At 60.2% G+C, this 25,820-nt stretch carries 26 protein-coding genes; 14 read left to right on the forward strand and 12 right to left on the reverse strand.

Going from position 1 to position 25,820, the window contains the following annotated elements:
* Nucleotides 1-17 precede the first annotated feature (17 nt).
* Nucleotides 18-2,561 carry a TIGR02302 family protein gene (locus ACRZ9X_RS09805; RefSeq protein ID WP_480518262.1) on the forward strand — a complete coding sequence of 848 codons (2,544 nt, stop codon included), beginning with the start codon at nt 18-20 and terminating at the stop codon, nt 2,559-2,561.
* Between the two features lie 17 nt (nt 2,562-2,578).
* Here ACRZ9X_RS09805 and ACRZ9X_RS09810 read toward each other — a convergent pair whose 3' ends face one another.
* Entirely contained in the window at nt 2,579-3,268 is a 690-nt protein-coding gene (locus ACRZ9X_RS09810; RefSeq protein ID WP_480518264.1) for a zinc-ribbon domain-containing protein, read from the reverse strand.
* A gap of 183 nt (nt 3,269-3,451) precedes the next feature.
* Here ACRZ9X_RS09810 and ACRZ9X_RS09815 point away from each other — a divergent pair, with 183 nt between their 5' ends.
* Genes ACRZ9X_RS09815 through ACRZ9X_RS09830 form a run of 4 tightly spaced genes read left to right on the forward strand, consistent with a single transcriptional unit; the run spans nt 3,452 to nt 6,357 of the window.
* Complete coding sequence (locus tag ACRZ9X_RS09815) at nt 3,452-4,129, forward strand: cell division ATP-binding protein FtsE (protein WP_480518266.1); 678 nt, start codon at nt 3,452-3,454, stop codon at nt 4,127-4,129.
* Nucleotides 4,126-5,025 carry a cell division protein FtsX gene (locus ACRZ9X_RS09820; RefSeq protein ID WP_480518268.1) on the forward strand — a complete coding sequence of 300 codons (900 nt, stop codon included), beginning with the start codon at nt 4,126-4,128 and terminating at the stop codon, nt 5,023-5,025. Before ACRZ9X_RS09815 ends, ACRZ9X_RS09820 begins: the two co-directional genes overlap by 4 nt.
* Nucleotides 5,022-5,762 carry a lysophospholipid acyltransferase family protein gene (locus ACRZ9X_RS09825; RefSeq protein WP_480518269.1) on the forward strand — a complete coding sequence of 247 codons (741 nt, stop codon included), beginning with the start codon at nt 5,022-5,024 and terminating at the stop codon, nt 5,760-5,762. Before ACRZ9X_RS09820 ends, ACRZ9X_RS09825 begins: the two co-directional genes overlap by 4 nt.
* Nucleotides 5,749-6,357, forward strand: a complete 609-nt coding sequence (locus ACRZ9X_RS09830; protein ID WP_480518270.1) for a pyridoxamine 5'-phosphate oxidase family protein — start codon at nt 5,749-5,751, stop codon at nt 6,355-6,357. Before ACRZ9X_RS09825 ends, ACRZ9X_RS09830 begins: the two co-directional genes overlap by 14 nt.
* 151 nt (nt 6,358-6,508) lie before the next feature.
* Here ACRZ9X_RS09830 and lpdA read toward each other — a convergent pair whose 3' ends face one another.
* The 10 genes from lpdA to mdh all read right to left on the reverse strand — a co-directional run bounded on the left by lpdA (nt 6,509) and on the right by mdh (nt 18,242).
* Nucleotides 6,509-7,897, reverse strand: coding sequence for a dihydrolipoyl dehydrogenase (lpdA, locus tag ACRZ9X_RS09835; RefSeq protein WP_480518271.1), 1,389 nt, complete (start codon nt 7,895-7,897; stop codon nt 6,509-6,511).
* A gap of 51 nt (nt 7,898-7,948) precedes the next feature.
* Nucleotides 7,949-8,341, reverse strand: coding sequence for an MAPEG family protein (locus ACRZ9X_RS09840; RefSeq protein ID WP_480518272.1), 393 nt, complete (start codon nt 8,339-8,341; stop codon nt 7,949-7,951).
* 131 nt (nt 8,342-8,472) lie between these two features.
* Nucleotides 8,473-8,742, reverse strand: coding sequence for a hypothetical protein (locus ACRZ9X_RS09845; protein ID WP_480518274.1), 270 nt, complete (start codon nt 8,740-8,742; stop codon nt 8,473-8,475).
* Nucleotides 8,743-8,744: 2 nt separating this feature from the next.
* Nucleotides 8,745-10,259, reverse strand: coding sequence for a 2-oxoglutarate dehydrogenase complex dihydrolipoyllysine-residue succinyltransferase (gene odhB / locus ACRZ9X_RS09850; protein WP_480518275.1), 1,515 nt, complete (start codon nt 10,257-10,259; stop codon nt 8,745-8,747).
* 3 nt (nt 10,260-10,262) lie between these two features.
* Nucleotides 10,263-13,220, reverse strand: a complete 2,958-nt coding sequence (locus ACRZ9X_RS09855; protein ID WP_480518277.1) for a 2-oxoglutarate dehydrogenase E1 component — start codon at nt 13,218-13,220, stop codon at nt 10,263-10,265.
* Nucleotides 13,217-13,759, reverse strand: coding sequence for a DUF805 domain-containing protein (locus ACRZ9X_RS09860; protein WP_480518279.1), 543 nt, complete (start codon nt 13,757-13,759; stop codon nt 13,217-13,219). Before ACRZ9X_RS09860 ends, ACRZ9X_RS09855 begins: the two co-directional genes overlap by 4 nt.
* A gap of 9 nt (nt 13,760-13,768) precedes the next feature.
* Nucleotides 13,769-14,584: a hypothetical protein gene (locus ACRZ9X_RS09865; RefSeq protein ID WP_480518281.1), complete on the reverse strand. Its 816-nt coding sequence runs from the start codon at nt 14,582-14,584 to the stop codon at nt 13,769-13,771.
* Nucleotides 14,581-15,462, reverse strand: coding sequence for a succinate--CoA ligase subunit alpha (gene sucD / locus ACRZ9X_RS09870; protein ID WP_480518283.1), 882 nt, complete (start codon nt 15,460-15,462; stop codon nt 14,581-14,583). The genes ACRZ9X_RS09865 and sucD overlap by 4 nt, the downstream gene beginning before the upstream one ends.
* A gap of 83 nt (nt 15,463-15,545) precedes the next feature.
* Nucleotides 15,546-16,739 (reverse strand): ADP-forming succinate--CoA ligase subunit beta, encoded by a 1,194-nt coding sequence (gene sucC / locus ACRZ9X_RS09875; protein WP_170624023.1) that lies wholly within the window; start codon nt 16,737-16,739, stop codon nt 15,546-15,548.
* Nucleotides 16,740-17,279: 540 nt separating this feature from the next.
* The gene (gene mdh / locus ACRZ9X_RS09880; protein ID WP_480518285.1) at nt 17,280-18,242 is read right to left on the reverse strand and encodes a malate dehydrogenase; all 963 of its coding nucleotides are present in this window, start codon (nt 18,240-18,242) and stop codon (nt 17,280-17,282) included.
* A gap of 161 nt (nt 18,243-18,403) precedes the next feature.
* Between mdh and ACRZ9X_RS09885 the strand changes: the two genes are divergently transcribed.
* A complete protein-coding gene (locus ACRZ9X_RS09885; protein WP_480518287.1) occupies nt 18,404-19,159 on the forward strand; it encodes a sulfite exporter TauE/SafE family protein in 756 nt (251 codons plus the stop codon).
* Here ACRZ9X_RS09885 and ACRZ9X_RS09890 read toward each other — a convergent pair.
* Nucleotides 19,156-19,455: a hypothetical protein gene (locus ACRZ9X_RS09890; RefSeq protein WP_480518289.1), complete on the reverse strand. Its 300-nt coding sequence runs from the start codon at nt 19,453-19,455 to the stop codon at nt 19,156-19,158. The two genes, ACRZ9X_RS09885 and ACRZ9X_RS09890, sit on opposite strands and share 4 nt — an antisense overlap.
* 169 nt (nt 19,456-19,624) lie before the next feature.
* Between ACRZ9X_RS09890 and ACRZ9X_RS09895 the strand changes: the two genes are divergently transcribed.
* The 8 genes from ACRZ9X_RS09895 to sdhA all read left to right on the forward strand — a co-directional run bounded on the left by ACRZ9X_RS09895 (nt 19,625) and on the right by sdhA (nt 25,816).
* Nucleotides 19,625-20,482, forward strand: coding sequence for an HpcH/HpaI aldolase/citrate lyase family protein (locus tag ACRZ9X_RS09895; protein WP_480518291.1), 858 nt, complete (start codon nt 19,625-19,627; stop codon nt 20,480-20,482).
* Nucleotides 20,483-20,488: 6 nt separating this feature from the next.
* A complete protein-coding gene (locus ACRZ9X_RS09900) occupies nt 20,489-21,043 on the forward strand; it encodes an NnrU family protein (protein WP_480518293.1) in 555 nt (184 codons plus the stop codon).
* A gap of 10 nt (nt 21,044-21,053) precedes the next feature.
* Nucleotides 21,054-21,260, forward strand: coding sequence for a DUF1737 domain-containing protein (locus ACRZ9X_RS09905; RefSeq protein WP_480518295.1), 207 nt, complete (start codon nt 21,054-21,056; stop codon nt 21,258-21,260).
* On the forward strand, nt 21,260-22,288 hold the full coding sequence (locus ACRZ9X_RS09910; RefSeq protein ID WP_480518297.1) for a MaoC family dehydratase: 1,029 nt from the start codon (nt 21,260-21,262) through the stop codon (nt 22,286-22,288). Before ACRZ9X_RS09905 ends, ACRZ9X_RS09910 begins: the two co-directional genes overlap by 1 nt.
* A 57-nt stretch (nt 22,289-22,345) precedes the next feature.
* Nucleotides 22,346-23,014, forward strand: a complete 669-nt coding sequence (locus ACRZ9X_RS09915; RefSeq protein ID WP_480518637.1) for a DUF1194 domain-containing protein — start codon at nt 22,346-22,348, stop codon at nt 23,012-23,014.
* Between the two features lie 207 nt (nt 23,015-23,221).
* Nucleotides 23,222-23,608, forward strand: a complete 387-nt coding sequence (gene sdhC, locus ACRZ9X_RS09920; RefSeq protein ID WP_480518299.1) for a succinate dehydrogenase, cytochrome b556 subunit — start codon at nt 23,222-23,224, stop codon at nt 23,606-23,608.
* A gap of 11 nt (nt 23,609-23,619) precedes the next feature.
* Complete coding sequence (sdhD, locus tag ACRZ9X_RS09925; RefSeq protein ID WP_480518301.1) at nt 23,620-23,991, forward strand: succinate dehydrogenase, hydrophobic membrane anchor protein; 372 nt, start codon at nt 23,620-23,622, stop codon at nt 23,989-23,991.
* A gap of 19 nt (nt 23,992-24,010) precedes the next feature.
* The gene (gene sdhA, locus ACRZ9X_RS09930) at nt 24,011-25,816 is read left to right on the forward strand and encodes a succinate dehydrogenase flavoprotein subunit (protein WP_480518303.1); all 1,806 of its coding nucleotides are present in this window, start codon (nt 24,011-24,013) and stop codon (nt 25,814-25,816) included.
* The last annotated feature ends 4 nt before the right edge of the window (nt 25,817-25,820 follow it).

Consider the following 25,820-nt stretch of genomic DNA (forward strand, 5'->3'; position numbering starts at 1 on the left):
GGATCAGGAGGCCCGCCTTGCGCGACAACCAGACGCTGCCGATACCAAAACGGTCCCTGTGGCTGACCCATGCCGGGATGCTGGCCGAGCAGGTTATGCGCGCGTTTTGGCCGTTCTTTTCGGTTTTTATGGCGGTTTTGGCCGCCTTGATGCTGGGATTGCAGGATCTTGTCCGGGTCGAAACTGTCTGGATTGCAGCGGCTGTTGCCGCTGTGACGCTGATCGCGACACTGGTTTTGGGGATCAGGCGATTCCATCTGCCGACCCGCACCGAAGCGCTGGTGCGGCTGGATGAGACCCTGCCCGGACGTCCGATTCAGGCGGTGATGGACGAACAGGCCATCGGGGCGATGGATTCGGATTCGGTTGCCTTGTGGCAGGCGCATCAAAGCCGGATGGCGCAGCGTGTGGCGCAGGCCCCGGCTGTCAAACCTGACCTCAGGCTCGCGTCCCGCGATCCCTATGCCTTGCGCTACGCGGCGCTTCTGGCGCTGGTGGTTGCGGCGCTGTTCGGCTCGTTCTGGCGCATTGGCTCTGTGGCCGACATGGCGCCGGGCGCGGCTGTGGCGGGGCAGGGACCCAGTTGGGAAGGATGGGTCGAACCGCCCAGATACACCGGATTGCCAACGCTTTACCTGGCAGATCAGTCTGATCCGGCCTTGTCCATCCCGCAAGGCAGCCGCATCACTTTGCGGTTCTACGGCGAGGTGGGCGCCCACAGCCTGACCGAAACCACCACACCGCTGGGCACAGAGGCCTCTACTGAGATCGAACAGGATTTTGTGGTCACGCGCTCTGGCACTTTGAAGATCGAGGGTCCCTCGGGTCGGGAATGGGCCTTAAACACCATTGCGGACACTGCGCCGGTGATTGGCGTGGCCGACGTTGCCGAGGCCGAGGCGAGTGGGCAGATGAAACTGCCCTATGCGGCCAGCGATGACTATGGCGTGGTATCCGGCACTGCTGTGATCGAGCTGGATCTGGCGTCTGTTGAACGTCGCTATGGTCTGACGGTCGATCCCGAACCGCGAGAGATCATCTCGGTGGAATTGCCGATGCCGATCACCGGGGATCGGGCGGATTTCACCGAAGATTTCATCGAAGATTTCTCGCAGCACCCCTGGGCGCATTTGCCGGTCAAAATCACCCTCAGTGCGACAGATGCCGCAGATCAGGAAGGGTTTTCGGAGCCCTATCTGACAGCCCTGCCGGCGCGCAGGTTCTTTGACCCGCTGGCGGCCGCGATCATCGAACAACGTCGTGATTTGCTCTGGTCTCGCGACAATGCAAAGCGCGTGGCGCAATTGTTGCGCGCGGTATCACACCTGCCCGAAGGGTTTTTCCGCTCGGACACAGCATATCTGCGTTTGCGGGTGACTCTGCGGCGGTTGGAGACCTTCACGGAATACGGGCTTAAAGCCAAGCAACAGGAAGAGATCGCGCAATCGCTATGGGAACTGGCGGTTCTGATCGAGGATGGCACGCTGGCTGATGCGTTGGAGCGGATGCGCCGCGCTCAGGAACGTTTGACCGAGGCGATGCAGAACGGTGCGAGTGACGAGGAAATTGCCGAACTGATGCAGGAACTGCGCGAGGCTACGCAAGATTATATGCGACAGCTTCAGCGTCTGGCGCAGGAGAATGGTGAAGGCGGTGAAAATCAGCAGGGTCAGAATGGCGAAACCTTGCAGATGACGCAGGATGATCTGCAACGCATGATGGACCGCATTCAGGAACTGATGGAACAGGGTCGTATGGCCGAGGCGCAGCAGGCGCTGGAAGAGTTCCAACAGATGATGGAGAACATGCGCGTCACGCAAGGGCAGGGTCAGGGTGGCCAGTCCGAAGGCCAGCAGGCCATGGAAGGTCTGGCCGAGACGTTGCGCGAACAGCAAGGCCTCAGCGATCAGGCTTTCCGCGATCTGCAGGAACAGTTCAATCCCGGTGCCCAAACCGGTGAAAACCAGGGCAACGAAGGTCGCAATGGCGGGCAGGGCCGTGGTGAAAGCCACGAAGGTCAGGGCGGTCGTGGTCAAGGTTCGGATCAAGCGGGTGAGGGTCAGCAGGGCCAAGGCTCTCTGGCGGATCGCCAACAGGCGTTGCGGGACGAGCTGGGCCGCCAGCAACAGAACCTGCCCGGCGCGGGATCACCCGAGGGTGATGCGGCGCGCGAGGCGCTGGACCGGGCCGGGCGTGCAATGGAAGAAGCCGAAGGGGCCTTGCGTGGCGATGATCTTGCCGAAGCGATTGACCGGCAGTCCGAAGCCATGGAAGCGCTGCGCGAAGGCATGCGGTCATTGGGCGAAGCAATGGCTCAGAATCAGCAGAACCAACCCGGCCAGGGCACGCAGGAAGGCGATATGCAGGCCAATAGTCGCGACCCGCTTGGCCGTAATCCCGGTTCCGGTGGGTCGATCTCGACCGATGAAGACCTGCTGCAGGGCGAGGACGTGTATCGTCGGGCCCGCGAGTTGCTTGATGAAATCCGCCGCCGTACGGGCGAATCCGATCGCCCTCAGATCGAGCTGGAATACCTCAAGCGGCTGCTGGAGCGGTTCTGATCCGGTAAGCCCGGGCGTTAGTTTGATGTGCCGCCGGTCTGCGCTTCGAGCCAGACCCGCGCCTGATCAACCAGTGAGATATAGGATTGCAGCGCAGGTTCCGCTTGCGGCACGGCCTCGCTGATCTGGGTCGCGTTGCTATAAACCAGAAACAACACCGCCCCGATAATCACCATCAGGACGAAACCACGCATAAAGCCGCCGGATTTGCGCGGAGCCTGAACCGGTGCTTCGGCTTCGACAACATTGCTGCGCAATCCCGAATTTATCGCATTTACGTCAGGCAGCTCTTCTTGCCGCTCTGTATCAGCGGCTGTTTCGCTCGTTTTGGGTCTTTTGGGTGCGACCTTGGGTTCAACTGGCGGGTCAAGCGCCAGATCCGGTTGGCTTTCCAGACTGCCGCCTTCCTTTGCCCTCAGATCTGCTTCGCGTGCGGCTTCTTCCTTGAGGATGCTGGCAACGGCCGGATCGACATTGCCTTTATCCGCCGTCTCGTCTGCAGGCGCAGGTGTGGGCGTCTCGGCAGCTGGCTCAGGGGGCGGGGGCTCGACAGCTGCGGGTTGAGGCGGTTCAAACACGGCTTCGGCATCCTTGGCCTGAAACCACGTTTGTTCGCAATTCGAACATTGCACGTCACGCCCGCCTGCGGGAATCACATCGTTCGGGACTTCGTATTGGGCACCGCAATTCGGACACGTTAAACGCATACTGCCTCCTGGCCTGAAAATTGGCCTGATCGTCGTTTTTTCAGGAATGATATTCCTTTAAGACCCAACATCAAAGCGGGTTTTCGGTTTCATGGGGCAAGTGTCGCCAATTGGACCCGCTTGAGGCATTGAAACCGCGGCCACGCTCGGGCAAGACAAGCTGCAGAAGAATTGGGGACAGGCGTGATCGAGCTGGAGAATATCAGCTACACCTATGGTGGCGGCGAATTGCTGAGCGATGTGTCGCTGCAGCTGCAACCCGGGTCCTTTCATTTCCTGACCGGTCCTTCAGGCGCAGGCAAGACCACATTGCTGAAACTGTGCTATGGCGCGCTGTTGCCGACCTCGGGAAGGTTGACCGTTTTCGGCGAAGATATTGCCCGTCTTGATCGGGATCAGATGGCCTTGCTGCGGCGTCGTATCGGTGTTGTCCATCAGGATTGCCGGTTTCTGGATCATATGACTCTGGCTGAGAATGTCGCCTTGCCGATGACGGTGTCGGGTCGGTCGAATGGCGGGGAAACGGGTGATCTGAAAGAGCTGTTGAATTGGGTCGGTCTGGGAACGCGGCTGGACGCGACGCCGCCCGAGCTCTCGGGCGGAGAACGCCAGCGCGCTGCCCTGGCGCGTGCCGTTATCTTGTCGCCCGATGTGGTTCTTGCTGACGAACCAACAGGCAATGTCGATTGGGAGATGTCGCAGCGCTTGCTGAAACTGCTGGTCGAGCTGAACCGGATGGGCAAGACCGTATTGATCGCCACCCACGACCTTTCTCTGATCCGCGCGGCCAAAAGTCAGGTTCAGGCGCGGGTGCTGCGGATTTCGCAGCGCCGGTTGCAGCTTGCGGGGGCTGATCTATGAGCAAGGGCGACATCCGCAACCTGCTGCGCCGCGACACCCGCGCTGACCGGGTGGTGCCGCCGACCGGATTCACCGCACAACTGACGTTGTTCGTGTCGGGCGCGATGGCTTTTTTGGCAGTGTTTGCGCTGGCCCTGTCACTGGCCTCGGGCCGCCTGGCAGATCGCTGGGCCTCGGAACTGGCCGGGGCCGCGACATTGCGGATCAACGCGCCTGCTGACCAGCGCGCTGCCCAGACCGAGGCTGCTCTGACCGTGTTGCGACAAACGCCCGGCATTGCGTCGGCGCGCGCGCTGACCAACGAGGAGCAGGCGGCACTGCTGGCGCCATGGTTTGGCCCCGACCTGCTGCTGGACAGCCTGCCCGTGCCGCAACTGATCGAGATCATCGAAGGCCCGCCCGGTCTGGACGCCGCCGGTTTGCGCCTGCGTCTGGGGGCCGAGGTGCCCGGTGCGGTTCTGGACGACCATACCCGCTGGCGCGAACCTCTGGTTGATGCAGCGATGTCGCTGCGACGTCTCGGCTGGATCTCGATCCTGCTGATCGGCGGGGCCACGGCGGCGATGATCACCCTTGCGGCCAACGCCTCGCTGGCGGCCAATGCTCAGATCATCGAAGTCTTGCGATTGGTCGGTGCCCGCGACCGTTTCATTGCCGGGGCCTTTGTGCGACGGTTTACATTCCGCGCGCTGTTGGGGGCTGCGGTGGGCACGTTGCTGGGGATGTCCGGTGTGCTTCTGTTGCCCGAGGCCTCGGATGCGGGCGGGTTTCTCACCGGGCTTGGGTTTCAGGGCACCGGATGGCTCCTGCCTGTTTTGATCCCCGGCCTAGGCGCGGCGGTCGCTTTTCTGGCCACATGGTCAGCGGCACGGCGCAAATTGAAGGAGCTTTCATGATGTTCATGCTGCAATGGGTCCGGTCACTGATCTTCATGATCACGATTTATGCCTGGATGCTGATCCTGGGGATTGTCTTTGCGCCTTACGCGCTGTTTGCCAAACGTGGCGCTGCACGGGCTTGTATGACCTATGCCCGCACGACCATTTGGCTGGCGCGCTGGATGGTCGGCATTCGGAGCGAAATCCGTGGCACCCCTCCGACCGGCGAGGTGGTGATCGCTGCCAAGCACCAGTCTTTTCTTGATATCATCATGATCTTCAGTGCCATACCTCACGGCAAATTCATCATGAAGAAAGAGCTTCTGTGGACCCCGGTCATCGGCATGTATGCCCGCCGCTTGGGTTGCGTTCCGGTTGATCGTGGTAAGAAGGGGGTGGCGGTGGCCAAGATGGTCAAGGATGTCGCCAAAGAGTTCAGCGACCCCGGTCAGCTGGTGATTTACCCCCAAGGGACCCGCGTCGCGCCCGGGGTTCCGAAACCTTACAAGGTGGGAACTGCGGTCTTGTACCAGGGCCTTGGGTACCCCTGCGTGCCGGTTGCCACAAACGCGGGCGTATTCTGGCCCAGAACCGGTATCCTGCGCAAACCCGGCACAGCAATCGTCGATTTCCTCGACCCGATCGAACCCGGCGTTGGCCGAGACGCCTTTCTGGAGCGGCTTGAGGACGTCATTGAGACTGGTTCAGATGCGTTGATGAGAGAAGCGGGATTTGATCCGGATGCAGTACATTGAAGACATAGCGACACTTGAGGGGCTTTATGGAACGCCCGGCGCACCCTCGCTGCGCAAGGTGGCACGACAACTGACCCCACTCTACCGCAAATGGATCATGGCCTCGCGTCTCTGCATCCTCAGCACCGTGGGTCCCGAAGGCGTCGACGGCAGCCCACGCGGCGATGATGGTCCGGTGGTGCTGGAACTGGATCCAGGCACGCTGGCCCTACCAGATTGGCGCGGCAACAACCGTTTGGACAGCCTGCGCAATATCGTGCGTGACCGACGCGTGGCGTTGATGTTCATGGTGCCCGACTCGAACACTGTGGTTCGCGTTAACGGCTCGGCGCGTCTGACCGCAGATGAAGTGCTACGCGACCGTTTTAAGAAACACGGAAAACGGCCCGCAACGGTGATTGTCATCGAGATCGGTGAGGTTTACACCCAGTGTGCTCGCGCGCTGATGCGGGCGCAAATATGGGCTGACGGCGGTCATGAAACTGAGAGACTGCCAACCGCAGGAGAGATTCTCGCCGAAATGACCGCCGGAGATGAAGGCGGCGCTCGCTATGACCAGGAATGGGGAGCGCGCGCGGCCAAGACAATGTGGTAGGCAAAGGGGGCTCTGCCCCCGCCGCGGCAAGCCGCGACTCCCCCGGGATATTTAAAGCCAGATGAACTGGGGATTCATTCTTCATCTGGCTCTAAATATCCCGGAGCGCGAGGCAGAGCCTCGCATCGGAGTGTTTGACGTTGCGCACCCTTCAGGAGTGGATCGGACCATCTCCACAGGCCAGCGCCGCCTCGCGCACGGCTTCCGAATAAGTCGGATGCGCGTGGCAGGTCAGGGCCAGATCCTCGGCGGAGGCACCGAATTCCATCGCCACGCAGATCTCGTGGATCAGATCTCCGGCTGCGGGGCCGATGATGTGTGCGCCCAGAATGCGGTCGGTGTCCTTGTCGGCAAGGATTTTGACAAACCCGTCGGCGGCGAAATTCGCCTTGGCGCGGCCGTTGCCCATGAACATGAACTTGCCGACCTTGTAGGCACGGCCCTGTTCTTTCAGCGTCGCCTCGGTTTCACCCACATTGGCGACCTCGGGCCAGGTGTAGATGACACCCGGAATGACGCCATAGTTCACGTGGCCGTGCTTGCCTGCAACCTGTTCCGCAGCGGCCATGCCCTCGTCTTCGGCTTTATGGGCCAGCATCGGGCCTTCGGTCACGTCTCCAATCGCGTAGATGCCCGGTACGTTGGTCTGCCAATCCGCACCCACCCTGATCTGGCCGCGCGGCGTCATCTCAACGCCCAGGGCATCCAGCCCCAAACCTTCCGAATAGGGTTTGCGCCCTGTGGCAACCAGAACAGTGTCGGCGTCAATCACGTGCTCGCTGTCATCTTTCAGCAGCTTGTAGGTCACTTTGGCCTTGGTCTTGGTCGCTTCGGTCTTTTGCACCGCCGCGCCCATGACGAATTTCAAACCCTGTTTCTTGAGGATACGCTGGAAGGTCTTCTGAACTTCGGGGTCCATGCCCGGCGTGATTTCCTTGAGGAATTCGATCACCGTCACCTCGGCTCCAAGACGGCTGTAGACCGAGCCCAGCTCCAGCCCGATCACACCCGCACCAATCACCACCATCTTCTTCGGGATCTTGCCCAGAGACAGTGCCCCGGTCGAGGTCACAACCACCTTTTCGTCCACGGTCACACCGGGCAGCGCCGACGGTTCAGAGCCCGAGGCGATGATAATGTTCTTGGCCTCGTGCACCTCATCACCTACCTTGACTTGCCCGGCGGCGGGGATCGATCCCCAGCCTTTCAGCCAGTCGATCTTGTTCTTCTTGAACAGGAATTCGATGCCTTTGGTGTTGCCCTCGATCACCTCGTCCTTATAGGCCTGCATCTGCTTCCAATCGACCGACGGAGATTTACCCTTCAGGCCCATCTTGGCAAAGTTATGCTCGGCCTCATGCAACTGGTGGCTGGCATGCAACAGCGCCTTGGACGGGATGCAGCCGACGTTCAGGCAGGTGCCGCCCAGCGTCTCACGCCCCTCGACAACGGCTGTTTTCAGCCCCAGCTGGGCGCAGCGGATGGCGCAGACATAGCCGCCGGGGCCGGCTCCGATTACGATGACGTCATAGCTGGACATTGGGGCACTCCTTGATGTGTCTTGGCCGCATCGTTGGGCGGCATTCGTGCTTTATAGAGCTAACAGATAAAGATAAACCGTCGCAAGAAACCCAATCAGCCAAACGGTCGTGCGCAGGAACGGAACGGGAATTGCGAAGGCGTAGATCGGCACAAACGCGATCCGCGCAATGAGAAAAAGCTGGGCTGCAAACAGGGTGCCGCCCGTAAAAGCATCCTTGGCAGCAAGGATCAGGACCGCAGGCGCAAACAGTGCCATGGCTACGACCGAATTGGTCAGCGTGCGTTCGACCCGCGCGGCAACGCCGGTCAGCGGCGGCATGTCATCCCGTGCGCCGCCCAGCGTCATCAGCCCGACCTGAGACATCGCGGTCAGGATGTTCAGCAGGATGACCACCACAACGACCAAGCCATAAAGCGCCAGAATGGAAAGTTCCGAAGACATGATCACATTTCCTTTTTCAATGAGTGTCCTGGTTGGGGACTAACATCTGCAAGGCGTATGGGCAGGCGGGGTTCACGCGTAAGTGCTGGGGCGTGTGCAGGGGTGACCCTGCACACAGGTTCCTGAGTGGATCAAACCGGTTCCAGCAGTTTGACCTGAATATGGGCCACGCCGCCACGTTCGTGGTGCATGGCAAGCTCTTCCGAGTCGAAGAACCTGCGCGCCCGTTCAAGGTCTGCGACCTCGAACATCGCCACCGCATGGTCGCGCTGGTCGGGGTCCTTCCAGACATGCAGGTCACGGATACCCGAGGCCTCGCGCATCTTGCGGTCTTCGCGGAACACTTTCAGCCAGGCGCTGAAATCGGCCACATCGGCCTGCCAGAGTACATGCGTTGCCATGGTTACAGATCCATCAACAGGCGGCGCGGATCTTCCAGCGCCTCTTTCACGCGCACAAGGAAGGTCACCGCGCCTTTGCCATCAACGATCCGGTGATCATAGGACAGCGCCAGATACATCATCGGACGGATCTTGATCTCGCCATTGATGACCATCGGGCGGTCTTGGATCTTGTGCATGCCCAGAATGCCCGATTGCGGCGGGTTCAGAATGGGCGAAGACATCAGCGAGCCGTAGACACCGCCGTTCGAGATAGTGAAGGTACCGCCCTGCATCTCGGCCATGGACAGCTTGCCGTCGCGGGCGCGCTTGCCCTTTTCGGCGATGGCTTTCTCGATCGCGGCGAAGGACATCGAATCCGCGTCGCGAATGACCGGAACCACCAGACCCTGAGGCGTACCGGCGGCCACGCCCATATGCACAAAGTTCTTGTAGACGATGTCGGTACCGTCGATCTCGGCATTCACCTCGGGCACTTCTTTCAGCGCGTGGCAGCAGGCCTTGGTGAAGAAGGACATAAAGCCCAGACGCACGCCATGCTTCTTCTCGAACTGGTCCTTGTACTGGTTACGCAGGGCCATCACCTCGGTCATGTCCACCTCGTTATAGGTGGTCAGGATCGCGGCGGTGTTTTGCGCGTCCTTCAGGCGCTTGGCGATGGTCTGGCGCAGACGGGTCATGCGCACACGTTCCTCGCGGGCGGCATCATCGGCAGCGACAGGCGCGCGCGGGGCTTGGGCAGCGGGGGCGGGCACAGCCGCCGCAGGCGCTGGGGCCGTAGCCGCAGCAACGGCTTTCGCCACGTCCTCTTTCATGATGCGGCCATCGCGACCCGTTCCGGTGACCTGATCGGCGGACAGGCCGGCCTCGGCCATGGCTTTCTCGGCCGATGGAGCATTGGCCACATCTTTGCCGCCAACATCGCTTCCGCCGGTCGCCGGGGCAGCCGCCGCCGGAGCCGCAGCAGCACCCGCCACCGCGCCCGAGATCACCGCCAGCTTGGCGCTTGCATCCACGGTCGCGCCCTCGGGCGCTACGATTTCGGCCAGAACACCTGCAGCTGGGGCCGGAACCTCGACCGAGACCTTGTCGGTCTCCAGCTCACACAGCATCTCATCCTGTGCCACGGCGTCGCCGACCTGCTTGAACCATGTCGAAACTGTCGCCTCGGTCACGGATTCACCCAGCGTGGGCACCATCACGTCGACGCTGCCGCTCGACGCTGCGGGGGCTGCTGCAGCGGGGGCCGGGGCCGCCGCCGGGGCAGGCGCTGCGCCTTCACCCGCCGCAATCGTGGCCAGCAGGGCATCAACGCCCACTGTCTCACCTTCGGCAGCAACGATCTCACCCATCACACCCGCGGCGGGCGAGGGCACTTCGACCGTGACCTTGTCGGTCTCAAGCTCACACAGCATTTCATCCACGGCCACGGCGTCACCGGGTTTCTTGAACCATGTCGCAACCGTGGCTTCGGTGACAGATTCGCCAAGCGTGGGAACACGAACTTCAATCGTCATCGTTTACTTTCCTTTGAGGCTCAGCGCTTCGTTCACCAGCGCTTCTTGTTGGAATTTGTGTTGGCTGGCCAGACCCGTCGCGGGCGAGGCCGAGGTGGCGCGACCAGCATAAACCGGACGCTTGTGCTTTGCGCCGATGCGGGTCAGGACCCATTCGATATTGGGCTCGATAAAGCTCCAGGCCCCCTGGTTCTTGGGTTCTTCCTGGCACCAGACCATCTCGGCCCCCTTGAACCGCTCAAGCTCGTTGATCAGCGAATGGGCGGGGAAGGGGTAATATTGCTCGATCCGCAGCAGATAGACATCGTCGATGCCGCGCGCGTCGCGTTCTTCCAGCAGGTCGAAATAGACCTTGCCCGAACACATGACGACCCGCTTGATCTTGTCATCCGCCACCAGCTTGGTGTCCGAATTGCCATGCTGCGCGTCATCCCACAGAACCCGGTGAAAGCTGGACCCGGTGGTGAACTGGTCGGCGGTGCTGACCGCCAGCTTGTGCCGCAGCAGCGATTTCGGCGTCACCAGAATCAGCGGCTTGCGGAAGGTGCGGTGCAGCTGACGGCGCAGGATGTGGAAATAGTTCGCAGGCGTCGTGCAGTTCGCCACGATCCAGTTGTCCTGACCGCACATCTGTAGGAACCGCTCCAGCCGCGCGGACGAGTGCTCGGGGCCTTGCCCCTCGAACCCGTGCGGCAGCAGCGTGACCAGACCGGACATCCGCAGCCACTTCGATTCACCCGAGCTGATGAACTGGTCGAACATGATCTGTGCGCCATTGGCGAAATCGCCGAATTGCGCTTCCCACAGAACCAGCGAATTTGGTTCAGCCAGCGAATAGCCATATTCGAACCCCAGAACCGCATATTCGGACAGCATCGAGTCGATCACCTCGTACTGCGACTGCCCCTTGCGGATATTGTTCAGCGGATAATACCGTTCCTCGGTCTCCTGATGCACAAAGCCCGAATGGCGCTGGCTGAAGGTGCCGCGCGTGGCGTCCTGACCGGCCAACCGGACCGGATATCCTTCGGTCAGCAGCGAGCCGAATGCCAGCGCCTCACCGGTCGCCCAGTCAAAGCCGTTACCGGTCTCGAACATCTGCTTCTTGTGATCCAGCAGGCGACCCACCGTCTTGTGCAGCGCAAAGTCATCCGGCGCCCGGGTCAGCGCGGTGCCGATCTCGGCCAGAGTGTCCGGCGTGATCGCGGTATCGCCGCGTACATATTCTTCTTTGTTTTTGTCCAGATGTGACCAGCGACCATCCAGCCAGTCGGCCTTGTTGGGTTTGTAGTCCTTACCCGTTTCGAACTCGTCGTTCAGATGCGCCTGAAAGGCGGCTTTCATATCCTCGATCTCGCCCTCGGGGATCAGGCCATCTTTGACCAGCCGCTCGGTGTAAAGGCTCAGAGTGGTCTTATGCGTCTTGATCTTCTTGTACATGATCGGGTTGGTGAACATGGGCTCGTCGCCCTCGTTGTGCCCAAACCGGCGATAGCAGAAGATATCCAGCACCACATCCTTGTGGAACTTCTGGCGGAACTCGGTCGCCACCTTGGCGGCATGCACTACCGCCTCGGGGTCGTCGCCATTGACGTGGAAAATCGGCGCTTCGACCATCAAGGCGATATCCGTGGGATACGGGCTGGAGCGGCTGAAATGTGGCGCTGTAGTAAAACCGATCTGGTTGTTCACCACGATATGCATCGTCCCGCCGGTCTTGTGTCCGCGCAGGCCGGACAGGCCAAAGCCCTCGGCCACCACGCCCTGACCGGCAAAGGCCGCATCACCATGCAGCAGGATCGCCATGACCTTGGTCCGGTCTGTGTCCTTCAGCTGGTCCTGCTTGGCACGCACTTTACCCAGCACCACGGGGTTTACCGCCTCAAGGTGGCTGGGGTTGGCGGTCAGCGACAGGTGCACGCTGTTGCCGTCAAACTCGCGGTCGCTGGAGGCACCAAGGTGATATTTTACATCGCCTGAGCCATCCACATCCTCAGGTTTGAAGCTGCCCCCCTGAAACTCGTTGAAGATCGCGCGATAGGGCTTGCCCATCACGTTGGCCAGAATGTTCAGACGGCCACGGTGCGGCATCCCGATCACGATGTCGCTCAGGCCCAAGGCGCCGCCGCGCTTGATGATCTGTTCCATAGCGGGGATCAGCGCTTCGCCACCGTCCAGACCGAACCGCTTGGTGCCCATGTATTTGACGTGCAGGAATTTCTCAAAGCCCTCGGCCTCGACCATCTTGTTCAGGATCGCCTTGCGGCCTTCCTTGGTGAACTGGATTTCCTTGCCAAAACCCTCGATCCGTTCCTTCAGCCACGCGGCCTCTTCGGGGTTCGAGATATGCATGTATTGCAGCGCGAACGTGCCGCAATAGGTCCGCTTCACGATCTCGACGATCTGGCGCATGGAGGCCATCTGCAAGCCCAGCACGTTGTCGATAAAGATCGGGCGATCCATGTCGGCATCGGTGAAGCCATAAGTCTTGGGGTCCAGCTCAGGATGCGTGCTGGCGGCGCGCATCCCCAGCGGGTCCAGATCGGCGGCCAGATGACCCCGGATGCGGTAAGCCCGGATCAGCATCAGCGCCCGCAGGCTGTCCAGCACCGCGCGCTTGATCTGGTCTTCGCTGACCTCAACGCCCTTGTCTGCAGCCTTGTCCTTGATCTTCTTGCCCGCCGCCTTGGCGTCGATCTCGGCCCACTCACCCGTCAGCGCGCCGGTCAGATCATCGCTGGGCATCGGAGGCCAATCGGTGCGCGCCCACGAAGGCCCCTCGGCCTCGCGCTGCACATCCGGCGTGGCATCGCCCATGGCCTTGAAAAACTCGGCCCAGGCCGCATCCACCGCGCCTGGGTTCTTGGTGTACTGGGCGTATAACTGCTCCAGATATTCGGCATTGTGCCCTTGCATGAAGCTAGAGGCATGAAACTGGTCGTTGGGCGAGTGTTCGGTCATGGGATTACCTCTGTTGGGTTGGGACCGTATTGGTTGTTGCCGGGCTCGCTGGGGCGGGTCAGCCACCACAGAACCAGGAGGGGCGACACAAACAGGATCAGAAGTGTCGGAATGACGATGAGCAATGTGGCGCGGGTGAACAGGATATCCATCGTACCGCCATGCTGAAAGCTTGAGGCGATACCAATGCCAAAGACCAGCACCGCAAACGCGCCGAGGATCAGCAGGATCGGCAGCAGTGCATAAAGCCCGCTGCGCCCGGTATCATGCATCCGCCGGAACGCCACAGCCAGATGCGGGAAGAAGACGATCAGCGCCACGATGGACTGCACCGGCCCCGAGGATGTGGCGGAGACGGATTTCGAGGTCTCGGTCTCGGACACCGCGACCTGAGTGAAAAACTTCAGATCAATGAAGCCTGCGATCATGCTCCAGATCACAATGAAGAGGAAAAAGAACCAGTATTCAGGCCGCGAGGCTCTCCCTGAGAAGGTGAAGAACTTGGCGAAACAGGTGCGGATGGCGTCAGAGAAGGTCATGGGGTTACTTCACTGATGCTTAGTGGGAGAGATGCTGATGACTGCCGGTGGCAGAGCATCGAAGATTTGCGGATCGAATTTTCTTCTGGATTCGGGGAGATCGATTGTCGTCGACGAATACAGCGTTCTGAGTGTCGGTTCGTCCAGATTGGCGGCAAAGATCTTTGCGTTGTTCGCCGTTCCAAACAAGGCTGTCACGCCGTCCCGGTTGCTTTTTGGCATGTCCTCGGGCCACTTCTCCGCAAAACTGTCGAACTGTGTTACGGCGTCAAGGATGGTGCTAGGTCCCGCAATGACGCAATATCCTTTACCCAGGCTTACGCCGAGAACCGCCAGTCGGTAATCGCCTTTGCTATATGCGGGCTGGTTCGGAGGTAGCGCAGAGTTGCCCAGAATTGAGGCGGCCATGAAGTCAGCATTGACAATCAAATACCCAAGCTGCGTGCCAAAATCATCGCTATTTGCCATCAGTTCGAGGGCTTCGTCGCCAAAGACCGCGAAGTCCCGCGCAAACAATGACCAGAACAGCACGTTCAAACTCGTTTGCGGCGTGTCGGCGGCCTGCCAGCCGAGATTTTTTAACTCGTCATCAACCGCCGCTACGTCGTTTCCGAGGTCAGAACACAGACTCAATACCTCGCGGACGGTTTCCGTTTCAGGGGATGCATATACGGGGCTGCACAGAACGCTCAGGGCGGCGAATAATGCACCCGCCCGGCGGCAACGCCGGGCAGCGCCCGACCCTCCCCCCGGGAGGGCGCTTGCAGCACCCACCCAAGGTCGGGCGCTGCCCTCAGCGCCTTTGGAGAGTCGGTCAGCTATCATCCAATCGCTTCCAGCACTGCCTCACCCAGCTGCGCCGGGCTTTCGGCCACGACGATACCGGCGCTGCGCATGGCTTCGATCTTGTCCTCCGCACCGCCCTTGCCACCGGCGACAATCGCGCCCGCGTGGCCCATGCGGCGGCCCGGAGGGGCTGTGCGGCCTGCGATGAAACCGGCGGTCGGCTTTTTGCGACCCTTCTTGGCCTCATCGGCCAGGAACTGCGCGGCTTCTTCCTCGGCCGAGCCACCGATCTCACCGATCATGATGATTGACTCGGTTTCGTCATCCGCCAGGAACCATTCCAGCACGTCGATATGCTCGGTGCCCTTGATCGGGTCGCCGCCGATGCCCACACAGGTGGACTGGCCCAGACCCACATCAGTGGTCTGCTTGACCGCCTCATAGGTCAGCGTGCCGGAACGCGACACAACACCGACCGAGCCGCGCTTGTGGATGTGACCGGGCATGATGCCGATCTTGCAGGCGTCAGGCGTAATCACACCGGGGCAGTTCGGGCCGATCAGGCGCGAGCTTGAGCCTTCCAGCGCGCGCTTCACCTTCATCATGTCCAGAACCGGAATGCCTTCGGTGATGCAGACGATCACCTCCATCTCGGCATCAATCGCCTCGAGGATCGAGTCAGCCGCGAAGGGCGGCGGCACATAGATCACGCTGGCATTGGCCTCGGTCACATGCTTGGCCTCGTGGACCGAGTTGAACACGGGCAGATCAAGATGCGTCTGACCGCCTTTGCCGGGGGTCACGCCGCCGACCATCTTGGTGCCATAGGCGATGGCTTGTTCGCTGTGGAATGTGCCCTGCGAGCCGGTAAAGCCCTGACAGATCACTTTGGTATTTTCGTCGATGAGGACTGCCATCTGGCGTTCTCCTTTGCAGGGCGGGCTTCAGCCCGCCAAAATCTGGGGAAAGGTGGGCTGAAGCCCACCCTACGGGATGACACTCAGCCTTTGACGGCCTTCACGATCTTCTCGGCACCGTCTTTCAGGTTGTCCGCCGCGATCACGTCCAGGCCAGAGGTGTTGATGATCTCTTTGCCTTTCTCGACGTTCGTGCCTTCCAGACGCACGACCAGCGGAACCTGCAGGCCGACCTCTTTTACCGCCGCGACCACGCCCTCAGCGATGACATCACAGCGCATGATGCCGCCGAAGATGTTGACCAGAATGCCTTTGACCTGCGGGTCAGAGGTGATGATCTTGAACGCCTCGGTCACTTTCTCTTTGGTGGCACCGCCGCCCACGTCGAGGAAGTTGGCAGGCTCGGCCCCATAGAGTTTGATGATGTCCATCGTTGCCATCGCCAGACCGGCACCGTTGACCATGCAGCCGATTTCGCCATCCAGCGCGATATAGTTCAGGTCGTATTTGGAGGCTTCGAGTTCCTTGGGGTCTTCCTCGGTCGTGTCGCGCAGTTCGGCGATGTCGGGGTGGCGGTAGACCGCGTTGCCGTCAAATCCGACCTTGGCGTCCAGCACTTTCAGGTCGCCCTTGTCCGAGATGATCAGCGGGTTGATCTCCAGCATCTCCATGTCCTTCTCGACGAAGGCGTTGTAGAGCTGGTTCATCAGCTTAACGCATTGCTTGACCTGCGCGCCTTCCAGACCCAGCGAAAAGGCGATGCGGCGGCCGTGATAGGCCTGATAGCCGGTGGCAGGGTCGACCGAGAAGGATAGGATTTTCTCGGGCGTCGCTGCCGCCACCTCTTCGATGTCCATGCCGCCTTCGGTCGAGCAGACAAAGGAAATCCGGCTGGTCTGGCGATCCACCAGCAGGGCCAGGTACAGTTCACGTTCGATGCCGGACCCGGCTTCGATATAGATGCGGTTGACCTGTTTGCCGGCCGGGCCGGTCTGATGCGTGACCAGCGTGCGGCCCAGCATCTTTTTGGCTTCTTCGGCGGCTTCTTCCACCGATTTGGTCAGACGGACGCCGCCTTTTTCACCGGCATCGGCCTCTTTGAACGAGCCCTTACCGCGCCCCCCCGCGTGGATCTGCGCCTTGACGACCCAAAGGGGCCCGTCCAGTTCACCGGCTGCGGTTTTGGCTTCCTCGGCGCGCAGAACCGCGCGACCGTCGGAGACCGGAGCGCCATAGCTGCGAAGAAGCGCCTTGGCCTGGTATTCGTGAATGTTCATCGAAATATGTCCCGTCTGACTACGATTAACCGTTATAGGGGTGTCTAAGGGTCAAGTTTAAAGAGTTTTTTGACGTATCACGGGAATTTGGTGAAGATTTTCAATGTTTGTGATCACAGTATTTTTGGGTGTGATCACAAAAACATGCAGAGTGAGTCCATTGAGCAGGTCAAGGCCAGTTTCGATTCTGCACTATCCAAATTACTAGCGTTATTGCGCTGGCCAGAAAGATAGGACCAGTTGTCTCCAAGGCCATAGGCAATAGCTCGACCCAACCTAAGCTGACCTGCAAGGCCGTCACGATCGCGAACATCATGAAGATAGTTCCCAATATTCCGACGGGAACGCAAAGTATGAGATAGCCTTTCAGGACTGAACGTGCCCATTTGAGCGTGTTCATGGATTGGGTTGTGCCAATCAAACCCACACAAAGAACAGGTATTGCAAGCAGAAATATCGTAGATCTAAAGAACTCAAACATTGAACAAAAATGCGCGCCCGAAGACGCGCATTCAACCCTTTGGTCTGGAATTCCAGACCTTATGCCAGCGAGCTGTCGATGCCCTTGCAGGCTTCGATCAGGCCTTTCACAGCGTTGACCGAGTTGTCGAAACCAGCTTGCTCTTCTTCGTTGAGCTTGATGTTGACGATGCGCTCGATGCCGCCAGCGCCGATCACGGTGGGCACACCGACATACATGCCTTCAACACCCAGCTCACCATCGCAATAAGCCGCACAGGGCAGGACGCGTTTCTGGTCTTTCAGGTAGGCTTCGGCCATTTCGATCGCCGAGGTGGCAGGCGCATAGAAAGCCGAGCCGGTTTTCAGCAAGCCGACAATCTCAGCTCCGCCGTCACGGGTGCGCTGCACGATGGCGTCCAGTTTGTCCTGCGTGGTCCAGCCCATCTCAACCAGATCGGGCAGCGGGATACCGGCAACGGTCGAATAACGCACCGACGGCACCATGGTGTCGCCGTGGCCGCCCAGAACAAAGGCGGTGACGTCGCGCATCGAGACGTCGAATTCTTCCGACAGGAAATGTGCGAACCGGCCCGAGTCCAGAACGCCCGCCATGCCGCAGACCTTGTTATGCGGCAGGCCCGAGAATTCACGCAGGGCCCAGACCATCGCGTCCAGCGGGTTGGTGATGCAGATGACGAATGCATCCGGAGCATTCGCGGCGATGCCTTCGCCGACCGACTTCATGACCTTCAGGTTGATGCCCAGCAGGTCGTCGCGGCTCATGCCCGGTTTGCGGGGGACACCAGCGGTGACGATGCAGACGTCCGCGCCTGCGATATCCGCATAAGACTGGGTACCCTTCAGCTTGGCGTCAAACCCTTCCGAGGGGCCGGATTCCGCGATGTCCAGGGCCTTGCCTTCGGGGGTGCCTTCGGCGATGTCAAACAGGACAACGTCGCCCAGTTCTTTCATTGCTGCGAGGTGGGCGAGCGTGCCGCCGATCTGACCTGCGCCGATCAGCGCGATCTTGGGTCTGGCCATTTGGAATATCTCCGATGGGTTTTGAAATCGCGGATGTGCTAGTCGCAAAAGCGTCGCTGTGCAAGTCTCACGCGACGTGGCATACAACCGCATACCGTTTGCGCGGCCCCAGCCGATTGCGCTAAACCGCCTGCGAGACACGCGTATTTAAGGGATGCCGCATGTTCGAACTGAACCTGATGTTTTTTGCTGTGGCGATCCCCGCGGTGATCTTTGCGGGGATTTCCAAGGGCGGGTTCGGCTCGGGCGTGGCCTTTGCGTCGTCATCGATTCTGGCATTGATCCTGACACCGGGGCAGGCCTTGGCGTTGATGTTGCCGATCCTGATGGTGATTGATGTGGCCACTCTGAAACCCTATTGGAAACGGTGGAGCTGGCCGGATTCGCGCCTGCTGATGCTGGGCGCGGTGCCCGGCGTTGCATTGGGCGCGTGGCTCTATCGAGTGACCAATGACGACCTGTTGCGGCTGCTGATCGGCTGCATATCCGTCGGCTTCGTAATCTGGCACTCCGCCCGGTCAAAGGGCTGGATTCGCGGATTCGCCAATCGGCTGCCCCCGTCCGCCGGGTTGTTTGCCGGGCTGGTCGCGGGGTTCACCAGCTTCGTTAGCCACGCGGGCGGCCCGCCGGCCGCCGTTTATCTGTTGTCGCAGCGCCTGCCGAAAACCGAGTTTCAGGCCACAACTGTCTTGGTGTTCTGGGTGATCAACTTCGCCAAGTTTGTCCCCTATGCCTATCTGGGCCTGTTTACATGGCACACGGCGCTGGCGGACCTGTTGCTGGCCCCTTTCGCGGTTCTGGGGGCCTGGCTGGGCGTTCGGGCGCATTTCATGCTGTCCGAGCGCCTGTTTTTTGGCATCGCCTATGTCTTGCTGACTCTGACTGGCAGCAAACTGATCTGGGATGCGCTGACTTAGGTATTGGGGGGCAGCGCCTCGGCCAATGCCTCAAAGGCCTGACCGGTGGCCACCAGACAAGTCATCCCGTCGGGCAGCGTTACGGTGATGGTCCAGCTGCCGCTTTGATCCGAGGCAAAGATCTCCATCACCGCACCCTGTCGGGCAATGCCAAGGCCACGACGCGTTTCGCCATAGGTCTCGGCCAATCGATCGATGATGTCCTGACGCGGTGCGCAGGTTCGGGCGTTGACCTGCTGCGCGGCCAGAACCATGATGCCCAGCCCGATTGTCATCTTTAAAATCGTCTTCCTCATGGGTGATCCTTTCCATTCCCTCTGACGCAAAGCCTGCCTGCTGGTGCCCGAGATTCGGTTAAGGGGCAGGGCGTTGCGCGCGCTATGCTGCAATGCGGCAAATTTGCTCTTGAACTTTCCGGCAAAAAATGCCCCATTCTGCGCAACTTTATTTCCTGCGGAGAAGCCAATGGACCACCGTCAGCGCCCCTTTCGTTCTGTTCTGTATATCCCCGGCTCGCGCGACCGGGCGCTGGACAAGGCGCGAAACTTGCCGGTGGATGCGATCATCTTTGACCTTGAGGATGCGGTTGCAGCGGAGGAAAAGGACAACGCGCGCGGAACGCTGAAAGCGGCTTTGGCCGCGGGCGGGTACGGCTCGCGGTTCAAAATTGTCCGGATCAACGGTCTGGACACCGCATGGGGCCGCGCCGATGCCGAGGCGGTGCGCGAGATGGGCGCTGATGCGGTGCTTCTGCCCAAGGTAAACTCGGCCGCTGATGTCGATGCGTTGGCCGCGATTACCGGAGATTTGCCGATCTGGGCCATGATGGAAACCTCGCGCGGGATGTTAAATGCGGCTGAAATTGCTGCCCACCCGCAGATGGCAGGGTTTGTGATGGGCACCAATGATCTGGCTAAAGAGCTTCAGACCCGCTTTCGCCCGGATCGCCTGCCGATGATGACCTCTCTGGGTCTGTGCCTGCTGGCCGCAAAGGCCGAAGGGCTGATCATCGTGGATGGGGTTTATAACGCTTTCAAAGATACGGATGGTCTGTCCGCCGAATGTGCGCAGGGCCGGGATATGGGCTTTGACGGCAAAACGCTGATCCATCCGGCGCAAGTCGAAATTGCCAATGCGGCCTTTGCTCCGTCCGAGATCGAGATTGATCTGGCGCGCCGTCAGATCGCCGCCTTTGAAGAAACCGAAGCGCAGGGGCAGGGCGTTGCCGTGGTCGATGGCAAGATTGTGGAAAACCTGCACGTTGCATCTGCCCGGGAAACTCTGGCAAAAGCCGAAGCAATTTCAGCATTGCAAGCGGGGTAGGCCAGCATGGGCTTTGTTCTTCTGATCCTAGGGGTGGCGCTGTGGGCGGCCGCCCATCTGTTCAAACGTCTGATGCCAGCGCAGCGCGCGGCGATGGGCGACGGCGGCAAGGGCGCGGTGGCGCTGGCGCTGGTTGCGGCAATTCTATTGATGATCTTCGGCTATCGCATGACCGATTTCATCTATGTCTGGGCGCCGCCGACCTTTCTGATTCACGTCAACAACCTTCTGGTCCTGATCGCCATCTTCCTGATGAGCCCGGCTGGCACAAAAGGTCGGCTGTTGAACAAGCTGCGCCATCCGATGCTGGGCGGGTTCAAGCTGTGGGCGTTTGCGCATCTGCTGGTGAATGGCGACCTGGCCTCGATCATCCTGTTCGGCGGCCTGCTGGCCTGGGCGGTTGTCGAGGTCATCGTGATCAACAAATCCGAACCCGACTGGACACCCGCGGAACCCGGAACCTATGGCAAGGACGCGATGTTCTTTGTGGCGTCAATCGTGCTGCTGGGCGTGATTGGCTATATTCACGGGTTGGTCGGCCCGTCTCCGTTCGGATCTTGAGGAACGCGAAATGGCAAAACTCTACCGTATCCTGACCGAGGAAGACACATCCGCCTTTTGCCACAAGGTCTCGGACGCATTGGCCAAAGGGTGGGAGCTGTATGGCGATCCGTCCTACGCTTTTGACGCAGCCAACAACGTTATGCGTTGTGCGCAGGCCGTAACCAAAGAGGTTGAGGCTGACTATTCCCCCGACATGAAATTGGGACAGCAATAATGGTCAAAACCAATCCGGGTAACTTTTTTGAGGATTATTCCGTCGGGCAGGTCCTGCATCACGCGGTCCCCCGCACGGTGACGGATGGGGAACGCGCGCTGTATCATGCGCTCTATCCCGCACGCCATGCGCTGTATTCCTCGGACGAGTTCGCCCGGAACTGCGGCCTGCCGAAAAGCCCGCTGGATGATCTGGCGGCGTTTCATGTGGTGTTTGGCAAAACGGTCCCCGATATCTCACTGAACGCGGTTGCCAATCTGGGCTATGCCGAGGGGCGCTGGCTGCAACCGGTCTATCCCGGCGACACCTTGCGGTCGGAATCTCAGGTGATCGGCCTCAAGCAGAATTCAAACGGCAAGACTGGCGTGGTCTGGGTCCGCACCCGCGGCCTGAACCAGCGCGATGAGGTGGTTATCGAATATGTGCGCTGGGTGATGGTGCGCAAAGCCAACCTTGATGCACCTGCGCCCGAGACGGTGGTGCCCACGCTTAAACAGGCACTGGATGCTGGCGATCTGGCAGTGCCGCAGGGCCTGGATTTCTCCAAATATGATTTCACACAGGCTGGCGAACCGCATCGCTGGGGCGACTATGCGATTGGTGAAACCATCGACCATGTCGATGGCGTAACGGTGGAAGAAGCCGAGCATATGCTGGCCACGCGCCTCTGGCAGAACACCGCGAAAGTGCATTTCGACCTGACCTTCCGTCCCGAGGGGCGGCTGATCTATGGCGGCCACGTGATCTCAATGGCTCGGGCCTTGTCGTTCAATGGTCTGGCGAATGCGCAGATGATCGTTGGCCTGAACGGTGGCGCTCATGCCAATCCCTGTTTCGCAGGCGACACGATCAAGGCCTGGTCCGAGGTTCTGGACAAGGCCGAAACAGCCGTTCCGGGAGTGGGCGCCATCCGATTGCGGCTGGTGGCGACAAAGGGTGGAGCCCCTTTTGATCTGCGCAACGAAGACGGTAAATATCTGCCGGGTGTTTTTCTGGATCTGGATTACTGGGCTTTGATGCCGATGTAACGGCGCTGACATTGAAGTGATCGCACGCCGGAAAATCCGTGCTACCTTCGCCTCATGATGAAATTGAGCGCGCTCCTTGCCGGTCTCGGTCTGGCCTCGCAGGCTTATGCCTGTGATCTGGCCTTGGCTTTGGCAGTGGATGTGTCCGGCTCGGTGGATTCCGAAGAATACCGTATTCAGATGGATGGCCTTGCTGCCGGGTTGCGCGATCCGATCGTATCAGAAGCACTTGTGCGCGGGCAGGCGCGTCTGATGCTGGTGCAATGGACCGGCAGTTCCCGCCAGAGGGTGACCATCCCCTGGACCCGGATCGACAGTTTCGCCGCCCTGAACGGATTTGCCGAACAGGTGGCCGCCGACCCGCGCGTCTGGCGCAATTTTTCGACGGCAATAGGCGAGGCGCTTGAGATGACCATCGCCCATTTCGACGCGGTGGCCGGCTGCAAACGGCACCTGATTGATCTGTCGGGCGACGGGATTTCAAACGAAGGGGTCGAACCGGTTGAGCTGCACCCCAAGCTGCGCGACCGCGGTGTGACAGTGAACGCAATCGCCATTGAGGAAAGCGAACCCGATCTGACCGCCTATTTCTTTGAAAATGTCATCGTGGGCGAAGGGGCCTTTGTCGTCTCTGCCGCCGGATTCGCGGATTACCCCGAGCGTATCCGCAAAAAACTGCTGCGCGAAGTGACGCAGCAGACGGCGGGGGTGAATCAAGGCCGCTGAAAGATTCGTGATCACATAGCTTCGGCATTGAAAACGCTAACATTGACTGGGCTGAATTCATTTTGTGATCACGAGATTATTTTGTGTGATCACGAAGCGGTTTTATCCGCCTTTTTCCACCGGATTTAACGCTTTTTGCACCTGCAGCGCGTGACAGTGTCGCAAAAACCAGTAAAACGTTCGGTAGCCAACCGAAAAGGAGCCGCCATGGCCGATGTAAATCGGGGCAACCGCCCGCTTTCGCCGCATTTGTCGATTTATCGACCTCAGCTGACGTCGGTCACATCCATCCTGACACGCATCACCGGGAATGCCATGATCGTGGCGGCCCTGCTGATCGTCTGGTGGTTCCTGGCGGCAGCGACGTCGCCCGAAGCGTTCGAGCGCGCAAACTGGTGGCTGACCTCGGTTCTGGGCGATTTGGTGATGGCACTGTCGCTTTGGGGGCTTTGGTATCACACGCTGGCCGGCGTCCGGCACCTGATCTGGGACAACGCGGTTGGACTGGACCTGCCCACAGCGATGAAGCTGGGTTGGGCGGTTGTCATCGGCTCGGTCGTGCTGACCCTGCTTACTTTGCTGATCGTCGCGTAAGGGGGCCTGATATGCGTTATCTGACAGACCGCAAACGGGCCACTGGCCTTGGATCGGCCAAGGCGGGGACGGCCCATTTCTGGCGGATGAAGGTCAGCTCGGTGGCTTTGCTGATCCTTGTTCCTCTGTTTATCTTCACATTTGGCCCGGTCCTGGGGCAACCCTATGACGTGGTTCTGGACTATTACGCGCGTCCCTTCCCGGCCATCGTGGCTGCGCTGACATTGGTCGTCAGCATGAAACACTTCGCCGAAGGCGCGCAGGTGATGCTTGAGGATTATGCCCATGGCACGACCGAAAAAGTGCTGATTATCCTCACCACCTGCCTGTCCTACGGTGCGGCTGCCGCTGGCCTGTTCGCCATCGCGCGCATTGCCCTTTAATTCCCGGAGCTGAAAAGAAATGGCTGCATACGAATACGAAACGCATGAATATGACGTGGTCGTTGTCGGAGCCGGTGGGGCCGGCCTGCGCGCCACGCTGGGTATGGCGGAACAAGGCCTGCGCACGGCCTGTGTGACCAAGGTGTTCCCGACCCGATCTCATACCGTGGCGGCGCAGGGCGGGATCGCCGCGTCGCTGTCGAATATGGGCCCCGACCATTGGCAGTGGCATATGTATGACACCGTCAAGGGCTCAGACTGGTTGGGCGACACGGACGCGATGGAGTATCTGGCGCGCGAGGCTCCCAAGGCCGTGTATGAGCTGGAGCATTACGGCGTTCCGTTCAGCCGAACCGAAGAAGGTAAAATCTATCAGCGCCCCTTTGGGGGCCACACCACCGAATTTGGAGAAGGCCCTGCGGTACAGCGGACCTGCGCTGCCGCAGACCGGACCGGGCACGCGATCCTGCACACGCTTTATGGCCAAAGCCTCAAGAACAACGCCGAATTCTATATCGAATACTTCGCCATCGACCTGATCATGTCCGACGATGGGCAATGTCAGGGTGTCGTCTGCTGGAAGCTGGACGACGGCACCATGCATGTGTTCAACGCCAAGATGGTGGTGCTGGCGACCGGCGGTTATGGCCGCGCCTATTTCAGCGCCACATCGGCCCATACCTGCACCGGCGATGGCGGCGGCATGGTGGCCCGCGCGGGTCTGGCGCTGCAGGATATGGAGTTTGTTCAGTTCCACCCCACCGGCATTTACGGATCAGGCTGCCTGATCACAGAAGGCGCACGCGGTGAGGGCGGGTACCTGACCAACTCGGAAGGTGAGCGCTTCATGGAGCGGTATGCGCCTCAGTACAAGGATCTCGCGCCGCGCGACTATGTCTCGCGCTCGATGACCATGGAAATTCGCGAGGGTCGCGGCCACGGCGAAAACGGCGACCATATCCACCTGAACCTCAGCCACCTGCCTGCCGAGGCGCTGGCAGAACGTCTGCCGGGGATTTCGGAATCGGCCCGCGTGTTTGCAGGTGTGGATGTCACCAAGGAACCGATCCCGGTTCTGCCGACGGTTCACTACAACATGGGCGGCATTCCGACCAACTATTGGGGTGAGGTTCTGAACCCGACCGCCGACAACCCGACCGCTGTTGTGCCCGGCCTGATGGCCGTGGGTGAAGCCGGTTGCGCCTCGGTCCACGGGGCGAACCGGTTGGGTTCGAACTCGCTGATCGACCTTGTGGTCTTTGGCCGTGCGGCGGCGATCCGGGCCGGCAAGGTAGTCGATGCAGAGTCACCAAACCCGGTGCTGAACCAGACGTCGGTCGACAAGGCGTTTGATCGGTTTGACGACGTGCGCAACGCCAGCGGCGCGGTCCCGACCGCCGATCTGCGGCTGGAAATGCAGCGCACCATGCAGGAGGACGCCGCCGTCTTCCGCACCGCCAAGACGATGGCGGAAGGGGTCGAGAAAATGACCGCGATTGCAGCCAAGATGGATGACCTGAAAGTGTCAGACCGCAGTCTGGTCTGGAACAGCGACCTGATGGAAACGCTGGAGTTGACCAACCTGATGCCAAGCGCTCTGGCCACCATTGTCGGGGCCGAGGCGCGCAAGGAATCGCGCGGCGCGCATGCGCATGAGGATTTCAGTGAACGCGACGATGAAAACTGGCGCGTGCATACGGTCAGCCGGGTTGAGGGCAACAAAGTGGACCTCAGCTATCGCCCGGTTATCGTTGATCCGCTGACCACCGAAGACGAAGGCGGCATCAGCCTGAAAAAAATCGCGCCCAAGGCGCGGACGTTCTAAGGAG

The organism is Ruegeria sp. AL1, from assembly GCF_056540905.1.

Coding starts and splice junctions, on each gene's coding strand:
- sucC (WP_170624023.1), bottom strand. CDS start 16,739: ATGAACATTCACGAATACCAGGCCAAGGCGCTTCTTCGCAGCTATGGC.
- ACRZ9X_RS09865 (WP_480518281.1), bottom strand. CDS start 14,584: ATGATAGCTGACCGACTCTCCAAAGGCGCTGAGGGCAGCGCCCGACCT.
- ACRZ9X_RS09820 (WP_480518268.1), top strand. CDS start 4,126: ATGAGCAAGGGCGACATCCGCAACCTGCTGCGCCGCGACACCCGCGCT.
- ACRZ9X_RS09825 (WP_480518269.1), top strand. CDS start 5,022: ATGATGTTCATGCTGCAATGGGTCCGGTCACTGATCTTCATGATCACG.
- mdh (WP_480518285.1), bottom strand. CDS start 18,242: ATGGCCAGACCCAAGATCGCGCTGATCGGCGCAGGTCAGATCGGCGGC.
- ACRZ9X_RS09840 (WP_480518272.1), bottom strand. CDS start 8,341: ATGTCTTCGGAACTTTCCATTCTGGCGCTTTATGGCTTGGTCGTTGTG.
- ACRZ9X_RS09810 (WP_480518264.1), bottom strand. CDS start 3,268: ATGCGTTTAACGTGTCCGAATTGCGGTGCCCAATACGAAGTCCCGAAC.
- ACRZ9X_RS09845 (WP_480518274.1), bottom strand. CDS start 8,742: ATGGCAACGCATGTACTCTGGCAGGCCGATGTGGCCGATTTCAGCGCC.
- sucD (WP_480518283.1), bottom strand. CDS start 15,462: ATGGCAGTCCTCATCGACGAAAATACCAAAGTGATCTGTCAGGGCTTT.
- ACRZ9X_RS09915 (WP_480518637.1), top strand. CDS start 22,346: ATGAAATTGAGCGCGCTCCTTGCCGGTCTCGGTCTGGCCTCGCAGGCT.
- ACRZ9X_RS09885 (WP_480518287.1), top strand. CDS start 18,404: ATGTTCGAACTGAACCTGATGTTTTTTGCTGTGGCGATCCCCGCGGTG.
- ACRZ9X_RS09895 (WP_480518291.1), top strand. CDS start 19,625: ATGGACCACCGTCAGCGCCCCTTTCGTTCTGTTCTGTATATCCCCGGC.
- odhB (WP_480518275.1), bottom strand. CDS start 10,259: ATGACGATTGAAGTTCGTGTTCCCACGCTTGGCGAATCTGTCACCGAA.
- sdhA (WP_480518303.1), top strand. CDS start 24,011: ATGGCTGCATACGAATACGAAACGCATGAATATGACGTGGTCGTTGTC.
- lpdA (WP_480518271.1), bottom strand. CDS start 7,897: ATGTCCAGCTATGACGTCATCGTAATCGGAGCCGGCCCCGGCGGCTAT.
- ACRZ9X_RS09855 (WP_480518277.1), bottom strand. CDS start 13,220: ATGACCGAACACTCGCCCAACGACCAGTTTCATGCCTCTAGCTTCATG.
- ACRZ9X_RS09890 (WP_480518289.1), bottom strand. CDS start 19,455: ATGAGGAAGACGATTTTAAAGATGACAATCGGGCTGGGCATCATGGTT.
- ACRZ9X_RS09860 (WP_480518279.1), bottom strand. CDS start 13,759: ATGACCTTCTCTGACGCCATCCGCACCTGTTTCGCCAAGTTCTTCACC.
- ACRZ9X_RS09830 (WP_480518270.1), top strand. CDS start 5,749: ATGCAGTACATTGAAGACATAGCGACACTTGAGGGGCTTTATGGAACG.
- ACRZ9X_RS09900 (WP_480518293.1), top strand. CDS start 20,489: ATGGGCTTTGTTCTTCTGATCCTAGGGGTGGCGCTGTGGGCGGCCGCC.
- ACRZ9X_RS09910 (WP_480518297.1), top strand. CDS start 21,260: ATGGTCAAAACCAATCCGGGTAACTTTTTTGAGGATTATTCCGTCGGG.
- sdhC (WP_480518299.1), top strand. CDS start 23,222: ATGGCCGATGTAAATCGGGGCAACCGCCCGCTTTCGCCGCATTTGTCG.
- ACRZ9X_RS09905 (WP_480518295.1), top strand. CDS start 21,054: ATGGCAAAACTCTACCGTATCCTGACCGAGGAAGACACATCCGCCTTT.
- sdhD (WP_480518301.1), top strand. CDS start 23,620: ATGCGTTATCTGACAGACCGCAAACGGGCCACTGGCCTTGGATCGGCC.